The 22,789-nt window shown below is 60.2% G+C and carries 17 protein-coding genes; 6 read left to right on the plus strand and 11 right to left on the minus strand.

All coding sequences use genetic code 11. The features are described 5' to 3' along the window. Positions 1 to 6 precede the first annotated feature (6 nt). From FQK12_RS08025 to FQK12_RS08045, 5 genes are read right to left on the minus strand one after another with little or no spacing between them, the layout of a single operon-like run. A complete protein-coding gene (locus FQK12_RS08025; RefSeq protein WP_014228320.1) occupies positions 7 to 1,017 on the minus strand; it encodes an ABC transporter ATP-binding protein in 1,011 nt (336 codons plus the stop codon). Further along, complete coding sequence (locus FQK12_RS08030) at positions 1,007 to 2,050, minus strand: ABC transporter ATP-binding protein (protein WP_004848592.1); 1,044 nt, start codon at positions 2,048 to 2,050, stop codon at positions 1,007 to 1,009. Before FQK12_RS08030 ends, FQK12_RS08025 begins: the two co-directional genes overlap by 11 nt. A 3-nt stretch (positions 2,051 to 2,053) precedes the next feature. Further along, positions 2,054 to 2,947, minus strand: coding sequence for an ABC transporter permease (locus tag FQK12_RS08035; RefSeq protein ID WP_014228319.1), 894 nt, complete (start codon positions 2,945 to 2,947; stop codon positions 2,054 to 2,056). Positions 2,948 to 2,949: 2 nt separating this feature from the next. After that, the gene (locus FQK12_RS08040) at positions 2,950 to 3,903 is read right to left on the minus strand and encodes an ABC transporter permease (protein WP_014228318.1); all 954 of its coding nucleotides are present in this window, start codon (positions 3,901 to 3,903) and stop codon (positions 2,950 to 2,952) included. Positions 3,904 to 3,921: 18 nt separating this feature from the next. Next, the gene (locus tag FQK12_RS08045) at positions 3,922 to 5,586 is read right to left on the minus strand and encodes an ABC transporter substrate-binding protein (RefSeq protein ID WP_014228317.1); all 1,665 of its coding nucleotides are present in this window, start codon (positions 5,584 to 5,586) and stop codon (positions 3,922 to 3,924) included. 449 nt (positions 5,587 to 6,035) lie between these two features. Here FQK12_RS08045 and FQK12_RS08050 point away from each other — a divergent pair, with 449 nt between their 5' ends. Both FQK12_RS08050 and FQK12_RS08055 read left to right on the plus strand, forming a co-directional pair. Then, positions 6,036 to 7,151, plus strand: coding sequence for a YbdK family carboxylate-amine ligase (locus tag FQK12_RS08050; protein ID WP_004848584.1), 1,116 nt, complete (start codon positions 6,036 to 6,038; stop codon positions 7,149 to 7,151). A 51-nt stretch (positions 7,152 to 7,202) separates the two neighbouring features. Continuing rightward, positions 7,203 to 7,922 (plus strand): phosphodiester glycosidase family protein, encoded by a 720-nt coding sequence (locus tag FQK12_RS08055; protein ID WP_014228316.1) that lies wholly within the window; start codon positions 7,203 to 7,205, stop codon positions 7,920 to 7,922. Between the two features lie 643 nt (positions 7,923 to 8,565). Here FQK12_RS08055 and FQK12_RS08060 read toward each other — a convergent pair. The 3 genes from FQK12_RS08060 to FQK12_RS08070 form a co-directional block, all read right to left on the minus strand. After that, a complete protein-coding gene (locus tag FQK12_RS08060) occupies positions 8,566 to 11,658 on the minus strand; it encodes an efflux RND transporter permease subunit (RefSeq protein WP_014228315.1) in 3,093 nt (1,030 codons plus the stop codon). A gap of 10 nt (positions 11,659 to 11,668) precedes the next feature. Next, positions 11,669 to 12,751 carry an efflux RND transporter periplasmic adaptor subunit gene (locus FQK12_RS08065; RefSeq protein WP_014228314.1) on the minus strand — a complete coding sequence of 361 codons (1,083 nt, stop codon included), beginning with the start codon at positions 12,749 to 12,751 and terminating at the stop codon, positions 11,669 to 11,671. Positions 12,752 to 12,821: 70 nt separating this feature from the next. Continuing rightward, complete coding sequence (locus FQK12_RS08070; protein WP_014228313.1) at positions 12,822 to 15,545, minus strand: cation-transporting P-type ATPase; 2,724 nt, start codon at positions 15,543 to 15,545, stop codon at positions 12,822 to 12,824. Between the two features lie 494 nt (positions 15,546 to 16,039). Here FQK12_RS08070 and FQK12_RS08075 point away from each other — a divergent pair, with 494 nt between their 5' ends. After that, a complete protein-coding gene (locus FQK12_RS08075; protein WP_014228312.1) occupies positions 16,040 to 16,288 on the plus strand; it encodes a DUF1158 domain-containing protein in 249 nt (82 codons plus the stop codon). Here the strand turns inward: FQK12_RS08075 and FQK12_RS08080 are convergent. Continuing rightward, a complete protein-coding gene (locus tag FQK12_RS08080; RefSeq protein WP_014228311.1) occupies positions 16,217 to 17,839 on the minus strand; it encodes an alpha/beta hydrolase in 1,623 nt (540 codons plus the stop codon). The genes FQK12_RS08075 and FQK12_RS08080 overlap by 72 nt on opposite strands. A 153-nt stretch (positions 17,840 to 17,992) precedes the next feature. Here FQK12_RS08080 and FQK12_RS08085 point away from each other — a divergent pair, with 153 nt between their 5' ends. Continuing rightward, a complete protein-coding gene (locus tag FQK12_RS08085) occupies positions 17,993 to 20,137 on the plus strand; it encodes a TonB-dependent siderophore receptor (protein WP_014228310.1) in 2,145 nt (714 codons plus the stop codon). A gap of 36 nt (positions 20,138 to 20,173) precedes the next feature. Here the strand turns inward: FQK12_RS08085 and FQK12_RS08090 are convergent, their stop codons facing one another. After that, a complete protein-coding gene (locus tag FQK12_RS08090) occupies positions 20,174 to 20,515 on the minus strand; it encodes a RamA family antibiotic efflux transcriptional regulator (RefSeq protein WP_004848570.1) in 342 nt (113 codons plus the stop codon). A 32-nt stretch (positions 20,516 to 20,547) separates the two neighbouring features. Then, the gene (locus FQK12_RS08095) at positions 20,548 to 21,648 is read right to left on the minus strand and encodes an MBL fold metallo-hydrolase (protein WP_014228309.1); all 1,101 of its coding nucleotides are present in this window, start codon (positions 21,646 to 21,648) and stop codon (positions 20,548 to 20,550) included. Positions 21,649 to 21,838: 190 nt separating this feature from the next. Between FQK12_RS08095 and FQK12_RS08100 the strand changes: the two genes are divergently transcribed. Next, entirely contained in the window at positions 21,839 to 22,420 is a 582-nt protein-coding gene (locus tag FQK12_RS08100) for a TetR/AcrR family transcriptional regulator (protein ID WP_004848568.1), read from the plus strand. Then, the gene (locus FQK12_RS08105) at positions 22,420 to 22,788 is read left to right on the plus strand and encodes an MmcQ/YjbR family DNA-binding protein (RefSeq protein WP_014228308.1); all 369 of its coding nucleotides are present in this window, start codon (positions 22,420 to 22,422) and stop codon (positions 22,786 to 22,788) included. Before FQK12_RS08100 ends, FQK12_RS08105 begins: the two co-directional genes overlap by 1 nt. Position 22,789: the final 1 nt, after the last annotated feature.

Genomic DNA, 22,789 nt, shown 5'->3' on the forward strand with positions numbered 1-22,789 from the left:
CTGGCCTCAGGCGTAAAGCGCCTGGTTTTCAACGGACGGGCTCAGCTCACGCCAGCGATGGCAACTTACCACGTGACGCGGCCCGGCCGGTTCGGTCGTCGGCTGGCTTTGCGCGCAGGCGGGGCGCGCGTGTGGACAGCGTTCGGCAAACGCGCAGCCCGGCGGCAGGCGCGAGAGATCCGGCGGTGAGCCGGGGATACAGTGCAGCGCATCGCCCTTTTTCAACCCCTCTTTCGGCCGGCTGCCCAGCAGCACCTGGGTATAGGGATGGCGCGGACGATACAGAATCTCCTCGATCGACGCCTCCTCCACGATGCGCCCGGCGTACATCACCGCCACCCGGTCGGCGATCTCCACCGCCGCGCCGATATCGTGGGTCACAAATATAATCGACAGATCGCGCTGCTTTTGCTGCTCGCGCAGCAGAATCAGGATCTGGATTTGCACCGTGGCATCGAGGGCGGTGGTCGGCTCATCTGCCAGCAGCAGCTGCGGGTTGCAGGAGAGCGCGAGGGCAATCATTGCCCGCTGGCGCATCCCGCCGGACATCTCGTGCGGGTAAGCATCCAGCCGCCGCTCGGGGCTCGGAATGCGCACCTGACGCAGCGCCTCCAGCGCCCTTTCCCGCGCCGCCTGCCGCGACAGGCCTTCATGGCGACGCAGCCCCTCGACAATCTGCTGGCCCACGGTATAGACCGGGTCGAAGGCCAGCAGCGGCTCCTGGAAAATCATCGCGCAGCGCGCGCCGCGGTAGCGCCGCAGCTGCCCGGCGCTCATGTTCAACACATCCTCTTCCCCGACCCTCAGGGTACCGGAAAGCACGCTGCTTTTCGGCGGGTGCAGCCGCATCAGGGCGCGCAGGGTGACGCTTTTCCCGGAGCCAGACTCGCCGATCAGCGCCATCACCTCGCCTTTTTGCACATCAAAGGAGACGCCGTTGACCGCGTTGACCGTCTGACCGTCGCGGCGAAACTCAACCCGCAGGTCGCGGATATGGACGTAGGCTTCATGCGACATGGCTGACCTCCTGAATGGCGATATTTTGATGCCAGGGCGACGCGGGCTGCGCCATCAGGCAGGCGCTCTGGTGCCCCTCGCCGACGCTTTCGAGCGTCGGTTTCACCTCGGCGCACACCGCTCTGGCGTGCGGGCAGCGGGTATGAAAGCGGCAGCCGGAGGGCGGAGAAATCGGGCTGGGCGGATCGCCGCTCAGCGGCGAGGTTAAGGTGCGATTGTGCGGGTCCATCGACGGCATCGAGCTTAACAGCGCCCGGGTATAGGGGTGGGCCGAGGCGGTAAACAGCTGCTCCGCCGGGCCAATCTCCACCACCTCGCCGAGATACATCACCAGAATGCGGTCCGACAGCCAGCGCACCACGTGCAGATCGTGGCTGATAAACACATAGGTCAGCGCCAGCGTCCGCTTCAGCTCCTGCAGCAGCTGCAGCACCTGAGCTTCCACCGACTTATCCAGCGCCGAGACGGCCTCGTCGAGGATCACCAGACGGGGCTTCATCGCCAGCGCGCGGGCGATATTCACCCGCTGGCGCTGGCCGCCGGAAAGCGCGTGCGGATAACGATGGGCAAAACGTTCCGGCTCAAGGCCGACGTGCGCCAGCAGATAGCGGGCGTACTCGCTGGCCTCTTTGGCGCTGACGCCGTGTACCCGCTGGCCGAACGCAATGCTCTCTTCCATGGTCATGCGCGGGTTGAGCGAGGCGTAGCTATCCTGGAAAACCATCTGCACCTGGCGGCGATACGCTTTCATCGGCAGGCGCGATGAGCCCACCTCCAGACCATCGAAGATCAGCTCCCCGCTGTCCTGCTTAAGCAGCTGCATCAGCAGCCGCGCGGTGGTGGATTTACCGCAGCCCGACTCCCCCACCACGCCGAGGGTTTCGCCTTTGATCACCGAAAAACTGACGTCGTCCACCGCCTGCACCACTTCGCGCGCTTTGCCGCCGCCGGCGGGAAAATGTTTCAGCAGATTGTTGACCTTCAGCAGCGGCTGCGCCGGTCCGCCGAGGTCGATATTGATAAAGGGTTGCATCGCTTACTCCTTAATCGCCATTGCCGCACGCAGGCGGTCCGCGAGGATATTGAACGAAATGGAGGTGATAAAAATCATCAGGCCGGGCAGCGCCGCTACCCACGGCTGGGTATAAATCGCCGTACGCAGGGTGTTCAGCATCAGCCCCCATTCCGGCTCCGGCGGGCGAACCCCGAGACCGAGAAAAGAGAGCCCGGAGGCGAGGATCATGCACACCGAAATCAGGCCGGTGGAGAAGACGAAAATCGGCCCCAGCACGTTGCCCAGCACCTGGACGCGAATAATGGTGAACGCGCTGGCCCCGGTGGCCCGGGCGGCGTCGATATAGTCCATATGCCGCACCTGCGCGGTGACGCTTTCGGCGATACGCGCCACCTGCGGCACGAACACCAGGGTCAGCGAGAGCAGCGCGTTACCGATCCCCGCCCCCAGCGCGCCGGAGAGCGCGATCGCCAGCAGCACCGAGGGAAAGGCGTAAAACACGTCCACGGTGCGCATAATCAGGGTGTTGGTTTTACCGCCCGCATAGCCGGCGATGATGCCGATCGCCCCGCCGATGAAAAAGGCGAACACCACCGGGACAATCCCCATAAACAGCGACAGCCGGGTGCCGAGAATCAGCCTTGATAGCATATCGCGCCCGAGCTCATCGGAGCCCAGCGGAAAGCCGTCGGCGCCAATCGGTTTGAGGCGTAAAAACATCGACGTTTGATACGGATCTTTCACGATTAGCCAGGGACCGAACAGCGCCAGCGCCAGCAGGATGAGAATGATCGCGCCGACGAATACGCCGCCCGGGTCGCGCAGCAGACGGCGAAACACGCCGCGCCAGTAGCCTTGTCTGGCAACCGTCGCGGCAGAGACGGTAATGCCTTTGGTCGTCACGGTATCCACCATCGTCAGCTCCTCTTAATTCGCGGATCGAGACTGGTTTGCAGAATATCCACCAGCAGATTGAGCAGGACAAAGAACAGCGCCAGTACCCAGATGGTGCCCTGCAATAGCGGCAGATCGCGCTGGAAGATAGCGGTGTTGAGCAGCAGACCGGTGCCGGGCCAGGAGAAGACGGTTTCCACCAGAATCGAGCCGCCCATCAGATAGCCGACCTGCAGCCCCATCACCGCCAGCGCGGTCGGGGCGGCGTTTTTCACCACGTGCAGAAAGATCCGCGACTCGTTGAGCCCCCGGGCGCGCAGGCCGACGATAAACTCCTGGCTGAGAATGTCCGCCACCTGCGAGCGAACGGTGCGGGCGATAATGCCGGTCGGGATCACCGACAGCGTGAAGGCCGGCAGCAGCATAAACTGCAGGTGTTCCCAGTTCCACTGCCAGCCCACCTCGCCGATTGGCCCGCCGCCGGTCGCCGGCAGCAGCGCGAATTTGACGCTAAAAACGATGACCAGCAGCATCCCCAGCCAGTAGTGCGGTACGCTGACGCCAAACACGGATAGCACCGAGGCCAGACGGTCAATAATGCTGTTACGAAAGTAGCCGGCGACAAAACCGAACAGACTGCCCAGCGCAAACCCGATCGCCGTCGCCAGCAGCGCCAGACGCAGAGAGTAGGCGACCGCCGTCATCACTTCATCGATGACCGGGCGCCCGGTAGCGACCGACATGCCCAGATCGCCGTGCAGCGCCCGCCATAGCCAGTGCACAAACTGCAGCGGCAGCGGTTTATCAAAGCCGTAGGCCTGCATTAAGGTCTGACGCAGCGATTCCGAAGCGTCCGGCGGCATCACCGATACCAGCGGGTCGCCCGGCGCTATCTGCACCAGCATAAAACAGATCACCGCGACCCCGAGCATGGTGGGGATGGCCAGCAGGATGCGATATAGCAGCGTATTGATCATCTCTTGCTCCCGTGTCGATTACTCTTTTTTGCTCACCAGGCTGAGGTCGATAAACCAGCTTTGCGGCTGTACCACACCGGTGACGGCTGGCGATATCGCCCTTGGTCCGACATCGTGGGCGACGAACAGGAACGGCACCTGATCGACCAGCGCGGCGTGCAGTTCACCCGCGGCTTTATCCATTTCAGCCGGGGTAAACGCGTGTTTCACCGCCGCCGCCAGCTTTTCGGTTTCCGGGGTCGAGAAGTAGCCCCAGTTGGTCGCCACCGGCGGGAAGGCCTTCGCGGTGGAGAAGCGGATCATGCCGAAATAGGGATCGTTAACCGCGGCGCTGACGTTGATCGCGTCGATCCCTTTCGCCGACGGATCTTTCGCCCCGAGACGCCAGTTGGTAAACAGGGTGTTCCATTCGTTGACCTTAATGTCGACGTTAAAGAAGCAGCTTTTCAGGCTCTGCTGGATGTACTCATTCATCGGCAGCGGCTGCATCTGCCCGGAGCCGGAGGCCGAGGTGGCGACCGTGACGTGCAGCGGTTTCCCGGCGCTATACCCGGCTTCGGTCATCAGCTTACGGGCGGTATCCGGGTCATATTTGATCTGGAAGGTGGGTTTACCGTGCCACGGGCTGCCGGCCTCGTAGACGCCGGTCGCTTCGGTCATATAGCCGCCGAGATAGCTTTTGAGCTCCGCGCGGTTCAGGCACAGGTTGGCGGCTTTGCGCACGCGAATATCTTTCCACGGCGAGCCCTCTTCGAAGGAGAACTGCCACGGCCACAGGTGCGGCTGGGTGTTGGCGTAGATTTTAAAGCCCTGGGCTTTTATCTGATCGACCGCGTCCGGGGCCGGGGCTTCGATCCAGTCCACCTGCTTCGAGAGCAGCGCCGCCGTGCGGGCGTTAGCTTCCGGCAGCGGGATCAGCACCACTTTGTCCACTCGCGGAATGCGATCTTTGTTCCAGTAGTCGGGGTTCTTATCGAGGATCAGCTGCTGGCGAGGAACCAGTTTTTCCATTTTGAACGGACCGCTGCCCACCGCGTGGGCGGCGAACTCGGTCCACGCCTGCTTACTACGCGCGGCGGCATCGCCGGCGTTTGCCGGCACCGCGTCATACAGCTTCTGCCACGCCGTCGGCGAAACGATAAACAGGTTGGTAAGGTTGTACGGCAGCAGCGCGTCCGGTTCGGAGGTGGTCAGCGCCACGGTGTGGTCGTCAATCTTTTCCGCGCCGGTCAGGGTCGGCATGCGTGAGAGGGTGTTGCCTATCTGGCCCGGGGCATACTGCGGCGCGGCTTTATTCAGCACCTTATCCACGTTCCAGACGATGGCATCGGCGTTGACCGTTGAACCATCGTGAAACTTAACGCCCGGGCGCAGGGTGAAAATCCAGCGGCTTTGATTTTGCGGGTCAACGTGCCACTCGGTCGCCAGCCCCGGCACCAGGCCGCTGGGCTTTTCTCCCTGAGAGAGATCCCATTCAACGAGGGCGTCGTAGAGCGGAATGCCGGTGAAGCGATTGCCCTCAAAGCCCTGATCGGGCTGGCCGAGGGTCAAAGGGATATCGGCGGCGGTCATGGCGATCCGCAGGGTTGAGGCATTGGCCGGCAAAGAGGCGATCAGCGCCAATGCTCCGCTAACAGCAACGGCGAGATGGCATTTACGCGAAAATATTTTTTTCTTCAGCATCACATTGTCCCTGTTAAATAAAAGTCGCTATTTAACAGGCAAGATACATACCAGTTCTGAACGCGCGGGGAATAAGCGTGAAATGGCTTATAAAATAAGAATGACTTATATCATCTATATGATTTTATTTAAAAAATAGAATAACCTTATCTTTTTGCACCACCGGCGGGAATTCTGTTGCAGGATTGCACCAGCCTTACTTTCTTTTTAAAGGGATAATCACGTGGCGTTATTTTCTATAAATTAAATTCATAATGTCCGGCAGATCATCAGTTTGAGGCGTTGTCTTCTATACCCTAAATAATTCGAGTTGCAGGAAGGCGGCGACGCAGGGAATCCCCAGGAGCTTACTCCAGTAATTGACTGGGGTGAGCGAGGAAAGCCAACACACCTGCAACTTGAAGTATGACGGGTATATACTTTCTGATAAAGAGAAAGAGGGAGTCGCCATGCCGTTACCTGATTTTCACCGCTCCGAGCCGTTTACCCTTGGCATCGAGCTGGAGCTCCAGGTCGTCAACCCGCCGGGCTTCGATCTGAGCCAGGACTCTTCTGCGCTTATTGATGAGGTCCAGGGCACGCTGAAAGCGGGCGAGGCCAAACATGACATCACCGAAAGCATGCTGGAAATCGCCACCGGCGTCTGCCGCGATATCCACCAGGCCACCGCGCAGCTGAGCGCGATTCAACAGGCGGTGCTGCGCGCCGCCGCCCGCCATCATGTGCAAATCTGCGGCGGCGGAACGCATCCGTTTCAAAGCTGGCAGCGTCAGCAGATCAGCGATAACCCGCGCTACCTGAAAACCGTCGAGCACTTTGGTTACCTGGCGAAGCAGGCGACGATCTTCGGCCAGCACGTGCACGTGGGGTGTCAAAACGGCGATGATGCCATCTATCTTCTGCACGGCCTGTCGCGCTTCGTACCGCATTTTATCGCGCTGAATGCGGCATCGCCCTGGCTCGACGGGACCGATAGCGGCTTTGCCTGTTCGCGGCTTAACCTTTTTGCCGCCTATCCCGATAACGGCCCGATGCCGTGGGTGAATAACTGGCAGGCTTTTACCGGTCTGTTTCGCCGTCTTAGCTATACCAGCATGATCGACAGCATGAAGGATCTGCACTGGGATATCCGCCCCAGCCCGCGCTTTGGTACCGTCGAAGTCCGGGTGATGGATACGCCGCTGACGATTGCTCAGGCGGTGAATATCGCCGGGTTTATTCAGATCATCGCCTGCTGGCTGCTGACGGAGCGGCCGTTTAAGCATCAGCCCGAGGATTATCTGCTCTACCCCTTCAACCGCTATCAGGCCTGTCGCTACGGGCTCGATGGGATCAATACCGATGTTAACGGCGGCGAACAACGAACATTGCGCGAAGAAATTTTACAGCTGGCGGATAGGCTGGCCCCCAGCGCCCACAAGCTGAATGCCGGCAGCGCGCTGGAGGCGATTGTGCGCCAGGCGAAGCAGGATCGCAGCGAGCCGCAGCAAATGCGCGAGTTCGTCGCCAACGGCGGTTCATTGATCGGGCTGGTACAAAAGCACTGCGAAATCTGGACGGCGTAGCGGCGATAAAACGCTATACTGCACGCTTTCGTCGTCTGTCTGGAACCTGTCGTGCGCTTTTTCTCTCTTCTGCCGCTGCTGCTGTTATCCCTGCCCGCTTTCGCCAGCGGGAAGTGCTCGCTGACCGACCCGTCGCTGACGCTGCAAAGCTATACCGTTGATCCGCAGCGCGAACGCATCGTGATGTACTGGCAAAAAGAGGACGGCAAAGCCTGGGGATCGCTGCGCTCCCTGCTGGCGGATATCGACCACAACGGACAGGTGCAGATGGCGATGAACGGTGGAATTTATGATAAAGCCTACGCGCCGCTGGGGCTGTATATCGAGAAAGGCAGGCAGCTGACCCCGCTTAACCGCGCTTCCGGCGGCGGCAACTTTTTTATTCGTCCCGGCGGGGTGTTTTATCTGCGCGGGCAAAACGCGGGGATTGTCAGCATCGATAAATTCAGGCCGTCGCCGGCCATCCGCTACGCCGTGCAGTCCGGGCCGATGCTGATTGAAAACGGCAAGATCAACTGGCGGTTGAAGCCGTCCGCCAGCTCGCGCAAGCTGCGTAACGGCGTGGGCATCACCGGCGATGGCAAAGTGGTCTTTATGCTCAGCGCGCGCGAAACCAATTTCTATGATTTTGCCTGCTACGCGCAGTCCAGGCTCAACGTGCGCCAGATGCTCTATCTCGACGGTACCATTTCGAAGATGTACCAGAAAGGCGGCAGCGTGCCGTGGCAGTACCATCCGTTCGTCACCATGATCGCGGTGGAGAGCAGATAGTTTTCATAACATCGTCTGCGGGGAGTAGCCCGGGTAAGGCGTTTACGCCGCGACCCGGGATTTCCGGGCCCGGTGCCTGAGGGAGGGAGATTGGGCAGCGCCGCCTCCGGGACGGTGTTGAGGGGTTCCGTTCACCATCAAGTCGCAGAAAATGTCTCATCGAGGCACGTGAACGGGTAAAAGGGGAGAAAACCGTCTCCCCCTTTACAATCCCCGCGGTCCCGCAAAGAAATCGGTGCTGCGCACTGCGCTCACCTCCCGGACCTCAGCCTGCGGTCGGCTCAACTCGACATCACTGTCTCGATTCGCCTCTGTCCGCCATCCCTGGCGGCCAGCCCTTGTCTTCGGTCCTCCGGTTCGCCGATTTCAGCGGGGGCCAGGGCATTGCTGCATGACACGTTGTTTCAGAAACATATCCGCAGCGGCATGAAAATCTCCCGGAGGCGGCGCTGCCGCGCCTGTCCTGGCTACGGATTACCGGCAATCTGCGGCCCGGTAGCCCGGCTAAGCGCAGCGCAAGCCGGGAAGAAGCCACAGCAATACCACGTCGCGGCATATTCCCCGGGTTGCGGCGTAAACGCCTTACCCGGGCTACGGGTTATCGGCAATATGCAGTACTGTAGCCCGGACAGGCGCGGGCCACCTACATCCGGCGGTGGGCCCACTCGCGCAGCCGCTGGAACAGCACGTATAGCGAAGGAATAAATAAAATGCCGATTACCGTCGCCACCAGCATGCCGCTGAACACCGTGGTACCGATAATCCGCCGGCTCTGCGCCCCGGCGCCGGTGGCAAGCATCATCGGCACAATCCCGATGATAAAAGAGACCGCCGTCATCATTACCGCGCGGAAGCGGCGGGTCGCCCCTTCGCGGGCGGCATCGACGATCGACATTCCCTCTTCGCGCTTCGCCCGGGCAAACTCGACGATCAAAATCGCGTTTTTCGCCGCCAGCGCGATCAGTAGCACCAGGCCTATCTGTACGTACACATCGTTGGCATAACCGGCCCACCAGAGCCACAGCAGCGACCCGCCGATGGCGAACAGCACCGACAGCATCACGCTCGCTGGCAGCGTCCAGCTCTCATACTGGGCGACGAGGAACAGCCACGCCATCGCTACCGCCGCCAGCACGATCCACACCGCCTGGTTACCGGTCTGCTGCTCCTGCCAGGAGATGCCGCTCCAGGCGTAATCATAACCGTGCGGCAGGTTCGCTTGTAAAATCTGCTCCATCACCGCCATTGCCGTCCGGCTGCTGACGCCTTCGGCCGCCGACCCGCTCACCGATACCGACGGGAACTGGTTATACTGCTGAATAAACGGCGCGCCCACCGTCGGCGTAATCGTCACCAGGTTACTCAGGCGAACCCGCTCGCCGCTGTCGCTGCGCACGTACAGCTCGCTTATCTGCTCTGCCCGCTCGCGCCACTGCATCTCGTTTTGCATCACCACGTGGTAGACACGATTGTTGATGCTGAAATCGCCGGCGCGGGTGCCGCCAAACGCGGTTTGCAGGCTGCTGAAAATCCTCGCCACCGGTACGTTCAGGCGGGCCGCCTGGTCGCGATCGACGGTGAGCGTCAGCTGCGGCACGTTGCTGCTCCAGGTGGTAAATACCCGGCTCAGCTGCGGGTACTGGTTAGCCGTCCGCAGCACCTGATGCGTCACCTGCTCCAGCTCCGCCGGCGATTGTCCGGCCTGGGCCAGAATGCGTAAATTAAACCCGGAGGCGTTGCCCAGCCCCGGCAGCGTCGGCGGCGCAAAAGTCATGATCGTCGCCTCCGGTAGCCCCATCAGCTGGCCCTGCACCTTTTCCATCACCGCCTCCAGCGGCGGCCGCTGGTGCCAGTCCTTCAGCATCACCGAGATAAATCCGCCGTTTGAAGCGCTGGTACCGTTGAGAATATTAAAACCGGAGACCTGAATCACATCCTCAACCGCCGGATTCAACAACAGCAGCTCGCGCGCCTGGGCCATCACCGCTTCGGTACGCTCCAGCGAGGCAGCTTCAGGCAGCTGCACGCTGGCAAAGAAGTAGCCCTGATCTTCCTGCGGCAGAAAACCCTTTGGCATAGTGGTAAAGCTAAACACCACCACTCCGGCCGCCGCCATCGTCGCCGCCAGCGCCAGCCAGGGGCGACGATTCATCCTCCCGACCAGACGCCCGTAACCATCGCGCACCGTATCCAGACCGCGGTTAAAACCGCGCCAGATGGCGGCTGGCTGCTGCGGCCGCGGACGCAGCAGCAGCGCGCACAGCGCGGGCGTCAGGGTCAGCGCCACCACGCTCGACAGCGTCACCGCCGTCGATAAGGTCACCGCAAACTGGCGATACAGCTCGCCGACGATCCCCGGCAGCATCGCTACCGGCACAAACACCGCCAGCAGCACCAGAGTTGTGGCGATCACCGGCCCGGCGATTTGCCGCAGCGCCTCGGCGGTCGCGGCGCCGCGATCCAGCCCCTCCGCCATTTTCGTTTCCACGCTCTCCACCACCACGATGGCGTCATCCACCACCATCGTCAGGGCGAGAATAATCGCGAACAGGCTCAGGGTATTGGCGCTGTAGCCCAGCGCATAAAGCACGGCAAAGGTGCCGATAAGCGACACCGGGATCGCCAGCGCGACAATCAGCGTTGCCCGCCAGCTCTGGAGGAACAGCGAAACCACCACCACCACCGCCATAAGGGTCAGCGCCAGCGACACGCCGATCTCTTTGATCGTCGCCGCCACAAAGCGGGTGGTATCAAACTTCACTTCCCAGGTGAGATCCGCCGGGAAACGCGCGTGCAGCCGGGTCAGCTCAGCGCGCACCGCGGTGGCGACCTGCAGAGCGTTGGCGGTGGGCGTCGGATAGATACCGAGATAGGCGGAATCTTTACCGTTCAGCTGCGCGCCGGAGCTGTAGCTGCGCGCGCCCAGCTCAATGGTCGCCACGTCAGACAGGCGCACCAGCTGGCCGCGTTCGCCGCTGCGAACCACAATTTGCCCGAAGCCGGCGGCGTCGCTGAGTCGCCCGATACCGTTGATGGTCAGCGTCTGCAGCTGGCCGTTAAATACCGGCGGCGTCCCCACCTGCCCCGCCGCGCCCTGCACGTTCTGCTCGCGCAGCGCCTGGGCAATATCGTCGGTTGTGATATTCAACGCGTTCATGCGGTCGGGCCGCAGCCAGATGCGCATGCTGTAGTCGCGCGCGCCGAACATCTGTACTTCCCCGACGCCGGGTAGACGCGCCAGCGCCTCGCGCACCTGAGTGCTGGCGTAGTTGCTGACAAACAGCGGCGATAGCGTGCCGAGCGGCGAATAGAGACTCACGCCCATCAGCAGGTTCGTCGCCCGCTTGCGCACCTGTACGCCGTTCTGCTGCACGTCGGCAGGCAGCTGCGCCACCGCCTGCGACACGCGGTTCTGCACATCGATCGCGGCTAAATCGGCATCGGTCCCGGCGGCAAAAGTCAGGCTCAGGCTGTAGGTCCCCTCATCGGAACTGGTGGACTCCATATAGAGCATATGATCGACGCCGTTGATCTGGGTCTCCAGCGGCGCGGCAATGGCTTCCGCCACGTCCGCCGCGCTGGCGCCCGGCCAGCTGGCGCTAACGTTGATGACCGGCGGCGTAATCTGCGGATACTGCTCGACCGGGATCAGCTTCAGCGAGACCGCGCCGACAAAGGTCATCAGCAGCGCAATCACCATCGCAAAGCGCGGGCGACGGATAAAAAATGTGAGCATCGCCTCTCCCTTATTCACTCAGCAGCTGAACGGCCGCGCCGTCACGCAGGCGCTGGGCGCCTTCCGTCACTACGCGCTCCCCCGCTTTCAGACCATCGGCCACCACGAAGCTTTGGCCATGCTGACCGGCGGGCGCTAAACGGCGCATCGTCACGGTGTTGTCCGCCGTCAGTACCCAGCAGTAAAAGCCCAGCGCATCCTGCTGTAGCGCAGAGGCCGGGATGATCGGGCTCTCCTTAAGCTGCTGCGGCCGGAAGAAAACCGTGACGTTGCCGCCCGGCAGCAGACGGTGCTGCGGGTTGGCAAACTCAGCGCGCAGCGCCACGCTGGCGGTGCGGCTATCAATACGGTTATCGACGGAGGTCAGGGCGCCGACTTCACGCCGTCCATCGACATCCACCTGCGCCAGCCACGCCTGCTTTAGCGCGGCGATATCCGTGTGCTGCCCCGCTTTCGCGAAAAAGGCGGTTTCATCCAGCGAGAACGCCACGCGAATGGGATCAAGCTGGACCACATCGACCAGCACGCCGCTGGCGGGATTCACCAGACCGCCGACGTGAAAAGGACTATGGCCGACGCGCCCGGTGACCGGCGAGGTAATGCGGGTGTAGCCGAGCGTAATCTGCTGGGCGGCAATGCGCGCCCGGGCCTGCTCGACGGCGGCGGCGGCGACATCGCGCTGCATCTGCGCGGTGTCTACGTCGTTGCGGCTGATTGCGTGGTTATTTTTCAGCTGCTGGTAGCGGCTCAGCTGCTGCTGGGCCTGGCGTAGCGAAGCCTGCGCGCTTTTCAGTTCAGCCTGGGCGAGCGCCAGCGCGGCTTTCGGCTGGGCGTCATCCAGCGTAAACAGCGGATCGCCCTGGTTGACGTACTGCCCATCCTGGAAGTGGCGCTGCACAATCTTTCCTTCGGTGCGGGCGCGAATATCGACGGCGTGAATGGCCTCAACTCGGCCGGAGATTTGCCGTTCATCGGCATGCGGCGCGTTTTCCACGGTGGCGACGCGCACCGGAATAGCCGGCGCGGCGGCGGCAATAAGCGCGTAGCCTGCCAGGCCGCAGGCCAGCAGGGCGGAGCGGATAATCTTGTTCATGGGGAATTCCTTACGACGATGCGGCGTCCCTCCCCCCTCAGGAGAAGGGACGCCGGGCGGGTCAGACACGCTATGCGGCTTTGCGGAAACGACGGGTCAGGCGCTTCTCAACTTCCACCACCAGGAACATCGCGATACCGATGACCAGCGTGATGAACCAGTAGCGCAGCGGCAGCCCTTCGGTGCCAAACATCGTCTGCATCACCGGTACGTAGATGATGACCAGCTGCATCAGCAGCAGCACGCCGCTCACCAGCCAGATGCCTTTGTTGCGCAGCAGTCCCATGCTCAGCGAGAAGCTGTCGCTGCTGCGGCAGTTAATCATATAAACCCACTGTGCGGTGACCAGCATCTGCAGCAGGACGGTGCGGATAAACTCCGGACTGTGGCCGCGCGGCGCCAGCCAGGCTTCAAGCATAAAGGCGGCGACGGCGATCATGGTGCCGACGAAAGCGACGCGCCAGACGGCGAAGGCGTCCATAACGTGCTGGCCGGTTTTACGCGGCGGCCGGTTCATGGCGTTGCGCTCGGCGGCTTCAAACGCGAGGCCGAAGGAGAGCGTCGCGGAGGTGGCCATGTTCATCCACAGAATCAGCACCGGCGTCAGCGGAATGATGTTCCCCGCCAGCAGGGCGATGATAATCAGCAGCCCCTGCGCCAGGTTGGTCGGCATGATGAACAGAATGGTCTTCTTCAGGTTGTCGTAGACCCGACGCCCCTCTTTGACCGAACTGGCGATGGTGGCAAAGTTGTCGTCGGTCAGGACCATGTCGGCGGCCTCTTTGGTCACCTCGGTGCCTTTAATCCCCATGGCGATCCCGACGTCGGCCTGGCGCAGCGCCGGGGCGTCGTTGACGCCGTCGCCGGTCATGCCAACTACTTCGCCGTTATCCTGCAGCGCTTTTACCAGGCGCAGCTTGTGCTCCGGGCTGGTACGGGCAAAGATATCGTACTCAACGGCGGCTTTCGCCAGCTCGGCGTCGTCCATGTGCTCCAGCTGATAGCCGGTCATCGCCTGGCTGCTGTTGGTGATCCCCAGCATCTGGCCAATGCTCATCGCCGTCTGCGGGTGGTCGCCGGTAATCATCTTCACGCGGATCCCCGCGTTCTGGCAGGCGTGGATAGCGTCAATCGCTTCCGGACGCGGCGGGTCCATCATTCCGGCAATGCCGAGGAAGACCAGACCTTCGCGCAGATCGTCGTGGGTCAGCGTGGTGCTGCCAACGGTGGCCGGTTTGTAGGCGGCGGCGACCATACGCAGGCCCTGGCGGGCAAAGCGCGCCATCTCCTCTTCCCAGTACTGCGGCTCGAACGGCACCGCCCCCTGCTTGCTCAGCTGATGGCGGCACAGGGCAAAAATCACGTCCGGCGCGCCGGTAATCAGCACCTGCTCGACGTCGCCCATTTTCTGGTGGGTCGCCATGTACTTGTACTGCGAGTCGAACGGTATCTTCGCCACCAGGCGCGCGTCGACGGGCGCAAGCTGCGCTTTCGCCGCCAGCACCTTCAGCGCCCCTTCGGTCGGCCCGCCGGTAATGCCCCACAGGCCGCGCTCGTCCTGAATCATCTGGCTGTCGTTACACAGATCGATGGTGCGCAGATAGGTTTCCAGCACGCTGCCCGGTTTAATCTGCACCGGCTCGTTGCTGCCTTCCAGGCAGATGTTACCCTGAGGCTCGTAGCTGTCGCCTTCGACGCGGTAGCAGCAGTCGGCGGTGATGATCGCTTTGACGGTCATCTCGTTCATCGTCAGGGTGCCGGTTTTATCCGAGCACACCACGGTCATGGCGCCCAGGGTTTCCACCGTCGGCAGCTTGCGGATAATCGCCCGCTGACGCGCCATCGCCTGTACGCCCAGAGAGAGAATAATCGAGATAATCGCCGGTAAGCCTTCCGGCACGGCGGCCACCGCCAGGCTAATCAGGGAGAGCAGCAGCTCGCCGAGAGGAATGTCGCGCAGCGCGAGGCTGAAGACGAACAGCGCGGCCATCATCGCCAGGATGATAACGAAAATCGCTTTACCGAGCTTATCCATCTGCACCAGCAGCGGCGTGCGGTGCTTCTCAATCCCCGCCATCATCTGGTTGATGTGGCCGAGTTCGGTCTCCTGACCGGTTGCGGTCACCACGCCAACGCCGCCGCCGGCGCTGATGGTGGTGCCTGAGAAGAGCATATTGGTACGGTCGCCCAGCGGCAGTTCGCCTTCCAGCGCGTCGGTGGTTTTATCCACCACCGTCGACTCGCCGGTGAGAATCGCCTCTTCGACCCGCAGATTATGGCTCTCAATCAGGCGCATATCGGCAGGTACGCGGTCACCCGCGCGCAGTATCACGATATCGCCCGGCACCAGGTCGCGGGTCGGGATGGTTTCATGCTTGCCGCTGCGCTGCACGCGCGCGTCGCTGGAGAGCATATTGCGGATGCCCTGCAGCGATTTTTCGGCGTTGCTCTCCTGGATATGGCCGATCAGGGCGTTGATCACCGTGACGCCCAGGATGACGAGCGTATCGACCCAGTGGCCCATGACCGCGGTGAGCGCGGCGGCGGCCAGCAGGACAAAAATCAGGACGTCGTTAAAGTGGGCAAGGAAGCGCAGCCAGGCCGGCTTGCCTTTTTTCTCCGGCAAGGCGTTGGGGCCGAAGGTCTTCAAACGCTCGGCGGCCTCGGCGGCGCTTAGGCCGTTGGCATGGCTTTTATTCTGCGCCAGCACCGCATCAACCGTCTGCTGATATGCGCGGCGTGGCGCGACATCCCCTGAGGGGGTGGTATTATTAGTTTTGATCGTTTTGGTCAAAATATATCTCCCTTAAAATTCCGTGAGGCGGAAAGCCTGGAATCATTCCGGGCCAATGAGAAAAATTTCAAACAGGCGGGAGATAATTTGAGCTTGCGCAATATTTACTCTCTCGCCAATACAAAATTTATGGTAAGTTAATTCTATAAAACAACTATTGCAGAATATTAATAAACCAAAACTAAACGAGGTCTACTATGTTTGGAATCTATCGCGGACGCCGTCTGGTGCTGTACATCCTGCTGGCCATTATTATCGCTACACTTGTAGGATATAGCACCTATACTTTTGTAAAAGCGCTGGCTTAATAATGACGTTAATTTACATTGCAATGTAATTAACTTAATCACAAATATTACCAAAATAATTAACATGGGAATAAACGAGGACGTTTAAATATAATATCTAATGCGTATTATAATTACGTACGAAACGATATTGCATTGATTCTCTTTTTACCGGACAATATGTTTTTAACTGATGATTAACAAATAATGAAACATCCGCTAGAAACGCTCCTCAGCGCCGCCGGCATTTTGCTGCTGGCTTTACTCTCCTGCCTGCTGCTGCCGGCGCCCTCGCTGGGCCTGACGCTGGCGCAGAAGCTGGTTGCGACATTCCATCTGATGGATCTCAACCAGCTTTATACCCTGATCTTTTGCCTGTGGTTTTTAGCGCTGGGCGCCATAGAGTATCTGCTGCTGCGCTGGGTCTGGCGTCGCTGGTTTTCCCTTGAGCGCTAAGCCGGTCAGGTCGCGCATGCCGTTGACCAGCGCTTCGCACCAGGCGGCGTAATCGTGGCCGCTGGAGGAGGGATGAAAGCTCACCGTATAACCCTTCTCTTTTAGCACCCGCTCAAATTCAAGCGTATTGGCATAAATGCCGCCGTCCGGCCCGCTGGTTTCGAATTTCCCCGCCTGCAGCCAGAAGCGCACCGGATAGCGCGGCGACTGCTGGTACTGGCGGGTCAGCCAGCCGGCCTCCTCCCCTTGCGGCGCCCACCAGTATGACCCGGACAGGCTCAATACGTTGCCAAACTGCCGGGGGTAGCGCAGCGCTACCCAGGACGCGGCCAGCCCGCCGTAGCTGGACCCGGCAACCACGGTTTTTTGCCGGGTCAGGCTGATCCCCTGGCGGTTCAGCCAGGGCAGCAACTCATGGGCCATAAAATCGGCAAAGTGCGGATTTGGCGGCAGCTCCTTCGCCCGTCGCGAATGATCGAGACTATCGATAAACACCACGTTAATCGGCGGCAGCCGGTGACTGGCGATCAGGGCGTTCAGCACGTTGGCGAGGCGGTATTCGTGCTGGTAAGTTTTACCGTCAAAGAGCAACAGGGTCCAGCGCGCGGGCTGCGGCAACCGCGGGCGATAAATCAGCACTTCCCGCGTATTTTGCAGAAAGTCGCTGCGCAGCTGATGGCGGGTTAAGGTTCCGTAGCGTAGCGGCTGCGCCATACGCTGGGCGGTGCAAAAACGCGCGGCGTTGAGGGCCAGCAGAGAGTGGCGATTCCAGCGGTCGTGGGCGGCATTGATGCTGTTCGGGTTGAGCGGGTCAGCCTGGGCGCTGACCAGAATCGCCCGCCGCTGCTCCCGCGCGCTGCCGGTTACCTGCGGCACGTCCGGGGCCAGCTTATACTGCATGAGGGTATCGGCGGGCACCACGTAGCTGCGAAACCAGACGTCAGAATCCCCGAGGCGAAACAGCGGATCGTGATCCCCCGCCGGCGAACCCAGAATAAACACGTTGCGGCTCGCCCCGCGCCACAGGAAAGTTACCCGCTTATGGCCGGCGTCCACCGGTTCCACCATTGGCGTCCCTTCCCGCTCGCGCTCCTGCCAGAAATGCGCCGTTGAACCTCCCGCCGCCAGTTCACGCTTCAGCCGCAGCAGGCGCGGGCTGACCGGATCCAGCGGCTGAACTTTGGCCAGAGCGGTGGTTTCCCGCATCTGCCACTGAAAGCGCCAGCGCGCCCCCTCTTCGCCGTGCAGCACCAGCGAGGAGGCGCGATTTACCGGCAGAGAAAACAGCAGGGTTTGCTCGCCGTCCGCCGGACCGCCCGTCAGCAGCGTGCGCAGACGGCGGTTATTGTCATCCAGCAGTCGGGCATCGGTGACGCCGGAGAGGGTCGCCGCGACGTAGTTCTCGCCCAATGTCGGCAGGTCAAAACAGACCTCGCCGCTGGCGTCGAACTTCCCCTCCAGTTCCCCCTGTAACGAAGGAGATTCGCAGTTCATCGCCGCCGCCGGTAGGGTACTCATGCCAATCAGCAGGCCGCTCCACGCCGTCTTCATTAGCCAATAGTTCCTTGTAAGAATTTGTTAATAACGCTAATGCAAATAATAACTATTTGCAATAACATTAACACCGTTAATGATAACCGCCGGTCGATTCCCCTCGACTCGGGCGTTTTTTGATGGCGATTCAACCAAGGATAAAAAATAAACATGTTTAAATATAATAAGATAACAGCTTTCTGGGCCGCGGGCGTGGCGGCATCTCTGTTTGGCGGGCCGGCGCTGGCAGCGGAGGAAACGATCGTCGTCACCGCCGGCAGCGGCGAGGATCCTACAGCGCCGCTGAAGGGAATAGTGGCGACAAAAACCCTGTCGGCAACAAAGACCGCTGCGGAGATCGTCAAAACGCCGCAGTCGGTATCGGTGGTCACCCGCGATCAAATGCGGGCGCTGGACGTCACCTCGGTTTCCCAGGCGCTGCGCTATAGCGCGGGCGTTTTTACCGAATACCGAGGTTCATCTAACCGCAACGACGAAGTATTCGTGCGCGGCTTCAGCTACGTGCCCAAATTCCTCGATGGCCTGAGCTACGGTGCCACCGCCTCGTCACAAACCGGCACTTTCGACCCGTGGCTGCTGGAACGCGTCGAGCTGGTGCGCGGCCCGGCCTCGGTGCTGTTTGGTCAGGTCAACCCCGGCGGGCTGATTAGCATGACCAGCAAACGCCCGACCAGCCAGCCAATTCATGAGGTACAGTTCCGTACCGGCAATAACCAGCTCGCCGAAGGGGCTTTCGACGTTGGCGGCCCGCTGAGCGATGACGGCCACCTGCTCTATCGCCTGAACGGGATCGCCCGCACCCAGAATAACCAGATCGATGACTATAAAGAGACGCGGATGGCTATCGCCCCCGCCCTCACCTGGTATCCTGATGACGCCACGCGCTTTACCCTGTTAACCAGCTATCAGAAAGACCCGGACGCCGGCTACCGTAACTTCCTGCCGCGTTACGGCACCGTGGAAAGCGTCGACGGCAGCTATATTCCTCGCGATTTTAACGTCAGCGATCCCAGCTACAACCAGTCGTGGCGTGAACAAACGATGATTGGCTATGAATTTGATCACCAGCTCAACGATACCTTTACTCTGCGCCAGAACGCCCGCTACGCCACCATCAAACAGAAGTATCGCTACCTGGTTTATTCCACCAGCGCCGCCAACAGCTCGGTACTCTCCCGCCGCGCCCAGCATGAACAGCGTCAGACCGATGAGTTTGGCATCGATAACCAGCTTGAAGCGCAGTTCGCCAGCGGTCAGGTGGCGCATACGGTGATTGGCGGTGTGGATTACAAAACCAGTAAGGATAAGCAGTACCTTGGTCGGGCCGGCGGCTCGCAGTACGATATCGACTGGCGCAGCCCGACCTACGGGGTTAGCGTCGATGAAAGCGTCTTCAGTCCCGCCACTAATGAACAGCAAAATCTCGACCAGGTTGGGGTGTATATTCAGGATCAGCTGAGCTGGCGAAACTGGGAACTGTTAGTTTCCGGGCGCTACGACTGGGCGGAAGTACGCACCACCGATTTTACCGACGCCAGCAGCACCCAGCAGAATGATAATAAGCTCACCTGGCGCACCGGCCTGCTGTACGCCTTTGATTCCGGTCTTTCCCCCTATATCAGCTACAGCACCTCCTTCGAACCTAACCTACAGACCAACCGCGCGCCGGGCGTCGGACCATTCGATCCCAGCGAAGGCAAACAGGTAGAGGTGGGTCTGAAATACCAGCCTGACCCAAACGCGTTAATGACCCTCGCGCTGTACGATCTGACGCAGAGCAACGTCGCGACCTACAACAGCGCGGCCGGGTGGTTTGAAAACAGCGGTAAAGTGCGCTCGAAAGGCGTTGAAGCCGAAGCGCACGCGACGGTCTTCGATAACCTCAATCTGATCGCGTCTTACACCTATACCGACGCGGAAACCGTCAATACCACCGTCGTCGGTACCGAAGGGAAAACGCCGGCACGCATTCCGACCCATATGGCTTCGGCGTTCACCAGCTATACCCTGCCGGACGGCGCGTTAAAAAGCCTGACCGCGGGCGTTGGCGTACGCTATATCGGCACCAGCTACGGCGATGCGAAAAACACGTTTAAAGTACCGGCAGTGGATCTGTACGACGCTATGGTCAGCTATGAGTTAGGCGAGCTGAATTCGAGCCTGAAAGGGGCGAAAGTGCAGTTCAACGTCAACAACCTCGCCAATACCAAATACGTGGCCTCCTGCGCCAGCGATAGCGCCTGCTTCTACGGCATTGGTCGGACGGTGACGGCGACGGTCAACTACGCCTGGTAAAAAAGCGTCCGCCGGTCTTCCCCCGGCGGGCGCTTTTCAGTGCGCGCGGCTGTGATTTTCTTTACGGTAGGCACCCGGCGGCTGATTAAACGTGCGGGTGAAGATGCGGGTAAAGGTTTGCTGCGAGTCAAAACCGTATTTCAGGCAAATATCGTAGACCCGCTGATCGGTATCGCGCAGATCGCGGGCCGCCAGCAGCAGCTTACGCTCGCGGATATAGCGCCCAAGACTCTCCCCTTTATACTGTAAAAACAGTCGTTGCAAATGCCACTTCGAATAACCGGCGTGGCGCGCAATATCGTCAATACGTAGCGGCTGATGCAAATTATCATCAATCCACTCGACGATAGTATCAATGACCTGAGCGGAAATAGTCATATGTCCTCTCTCCTCCTGAACCACTCTCATCGTTAGCGCCACCAGGCGTTAAATGATTGCGTTTTATCAGCGACCCAAACCGGCTCACCCAACATTGGCGTCAGCAGTCGCCACGGTCGCCCTGTGCTGGCCTCCGCCAGCCTTTTGTACGGATCGTCCCATGTGTGTTTTGCCAGCACGAAGCGCCCGGCGTGACCCGGCAGTACCGCGCGTGCATGAACATCGTCAGCGGCTTGCGCCGTCTCTTCCGGCATCATGTGGATGTACTTCCAGTCCTGGTCATACTGACCGTTTTCCATGATCGCCAAATCCACTTCGCCAAACTGTTCGCCGATGGCTTTAAAGTGCGGGCCGTAGCCGCTGTCGCCGCTGTAGTAAATTTTCTGCTGCGGGGTAACGAACATAAAGCTGGCCCACAGGGTCTGGTTGCGCTTGAGGCCGCGGCCGGAAAAGTGGCGCGCGGGCAGGACGTGTACCGTCAGCTCATCGCTCACCTGCAGCGACTGATTCCAGTCCGCCTCGCTGATGATCGCGCTCTCCATTCCCCAGTAGCGCAGGTGCGACCCCACGCCCAGCGGCGTCACCACGCGCTTGACCTTCGGCATCAGAGCTTTGATGGTGGCGTAATCGAGGTGGTCGTAATGATCGTGCGAGATAATCAGCAGGTCGATATCCGGCATGCCCTCAGCGTGCCACGGGTAATCCCCGGCAAAGGCCTTATTAATAAACGAAAACGGTGCGGCATAGTTGCTAAATACGGGATCGATCAGGATGCGTTTGCCCGCCAGCTGCAGGTACCAGGAGGAGTGACCGAGCCAGACCATCACGTCCTGCCCTGACGGCAGGCTGGCCAGATCGGTGTTCACCAGCGGCAGCGGCTGCGCCGGTCTGGCATTTTCACGTTTGGCGACCAGAAACTCCCACCATGCGGCCAGCATATTTTTTTGCCCGGTAAACCCCGGCGTCGGAAGCTGATTGTGAAACTGACCGTCGTGATAGTGCGGCGACTGCTCCACCAGGCTGAGCTGCGCGCCCTGCGGCGCCTGACCAAATCCGGCATTTAACACAAACGGCAAAGTTGTTGCTGACGCTAATAACATGATGGCGACCACGCTGAAAGTGACACGGTTCATATCCTGACCTGGCGAAATCCCCCTTCCTGGAGGTTTTTGTTATAAGGCTTGATTATGAGTGAGTAAGCACTCATTATTAGGAAGAAGCTGAAAGTCGTCAAGACGATTTTCAAATTTTGACAGACAGCGTTGCAGCGCCCATGCCGGGCGTGCTTAGATCGTGGTTTTATTATGAGTGAGGTAAAGTGTAGTGGCTCGTCCTAAGAGTGAAGATAAAAAGCAAGCGTTACTGGAGGCAGCAACCGCCGCCTTTGCCCAATCGGGAATCGCCGCCTCAACCTCCGCCATCGCCCGCAGCGCAGGGGTTGCCGAGGGTACGCTGTTTCGCTACTTTGCCACCAAGGACGATTTGCTCAACGAGCTTTATCTGACCATAAAAGCAGACCTGGTTCAGACAATGATAGCGGGTCTCAACCCGAACGAAACCCGGCCAAAAGAGAACACGCGCAATATCTGGAATAGCTATATCGGCTGGGGCGTACGTAACCCCATGGAGCATAAAGCGATTCGCCGGATGGCGCTGAGTGAACGGATCACCGACGAAACCCGCAACCGCGTCCAGGAGATGTTTCCCGAGCTCAATGAACTGTGCCAGCGCTCAATCAAACCCGTTTTTCAATCCGACGAGTACCGTACCTTCGGCGATGCGTTGTTTCTTTCGCTGGCCGAAACCACCATTGAATACGCCAGCCACGAGCCGGAGCGCGCCGTCCGTTTTGTCGAGCTGGGCTTTGAAGCCATGTGGCAGGCCCTTGCCGAGGACAATAGCTGATGGATCACCGCTCGCTGCATGACAACGCGCATCGTATCGCGCTGGAGCTCCCCTTTACCGAGCACTGCTGGCCGTTTGGCCCGGAGTACGATGTGTTTAAAGTCGGCGGGAAGATTTTTATGCTCACCGCGACGGTACGCGGCCGCGCGCTGGTCAACCTGAAGTGCGATCCGCAAAAATCGCTGCTTCATCAGGCGATTTACCGCAGCATCGAGCCCGGCTATCACATGAACAAAAAGCACTGGATCACCGTAGTTCCCGGCGAGGACATCAGCGTGGATCTGCTGGCGGAGCTGATCGATGATTCGTGGAATCTGATCGTCGATAAACTCAGCAAAAAAGAGCAGCAGCGCCTACGTCCGGGGTGAT

The sequence above is a fragment of the Klebsiella sp. ME-303 genome, from assembly GCF_007910085.1.
Classification (GTDB): Bacteria; Pseudomonadota; Gammaproteobacteria; order Enterobacterales; family Enterobacteriaceae; genus Klebsiella; species Klebsiella michiganensis.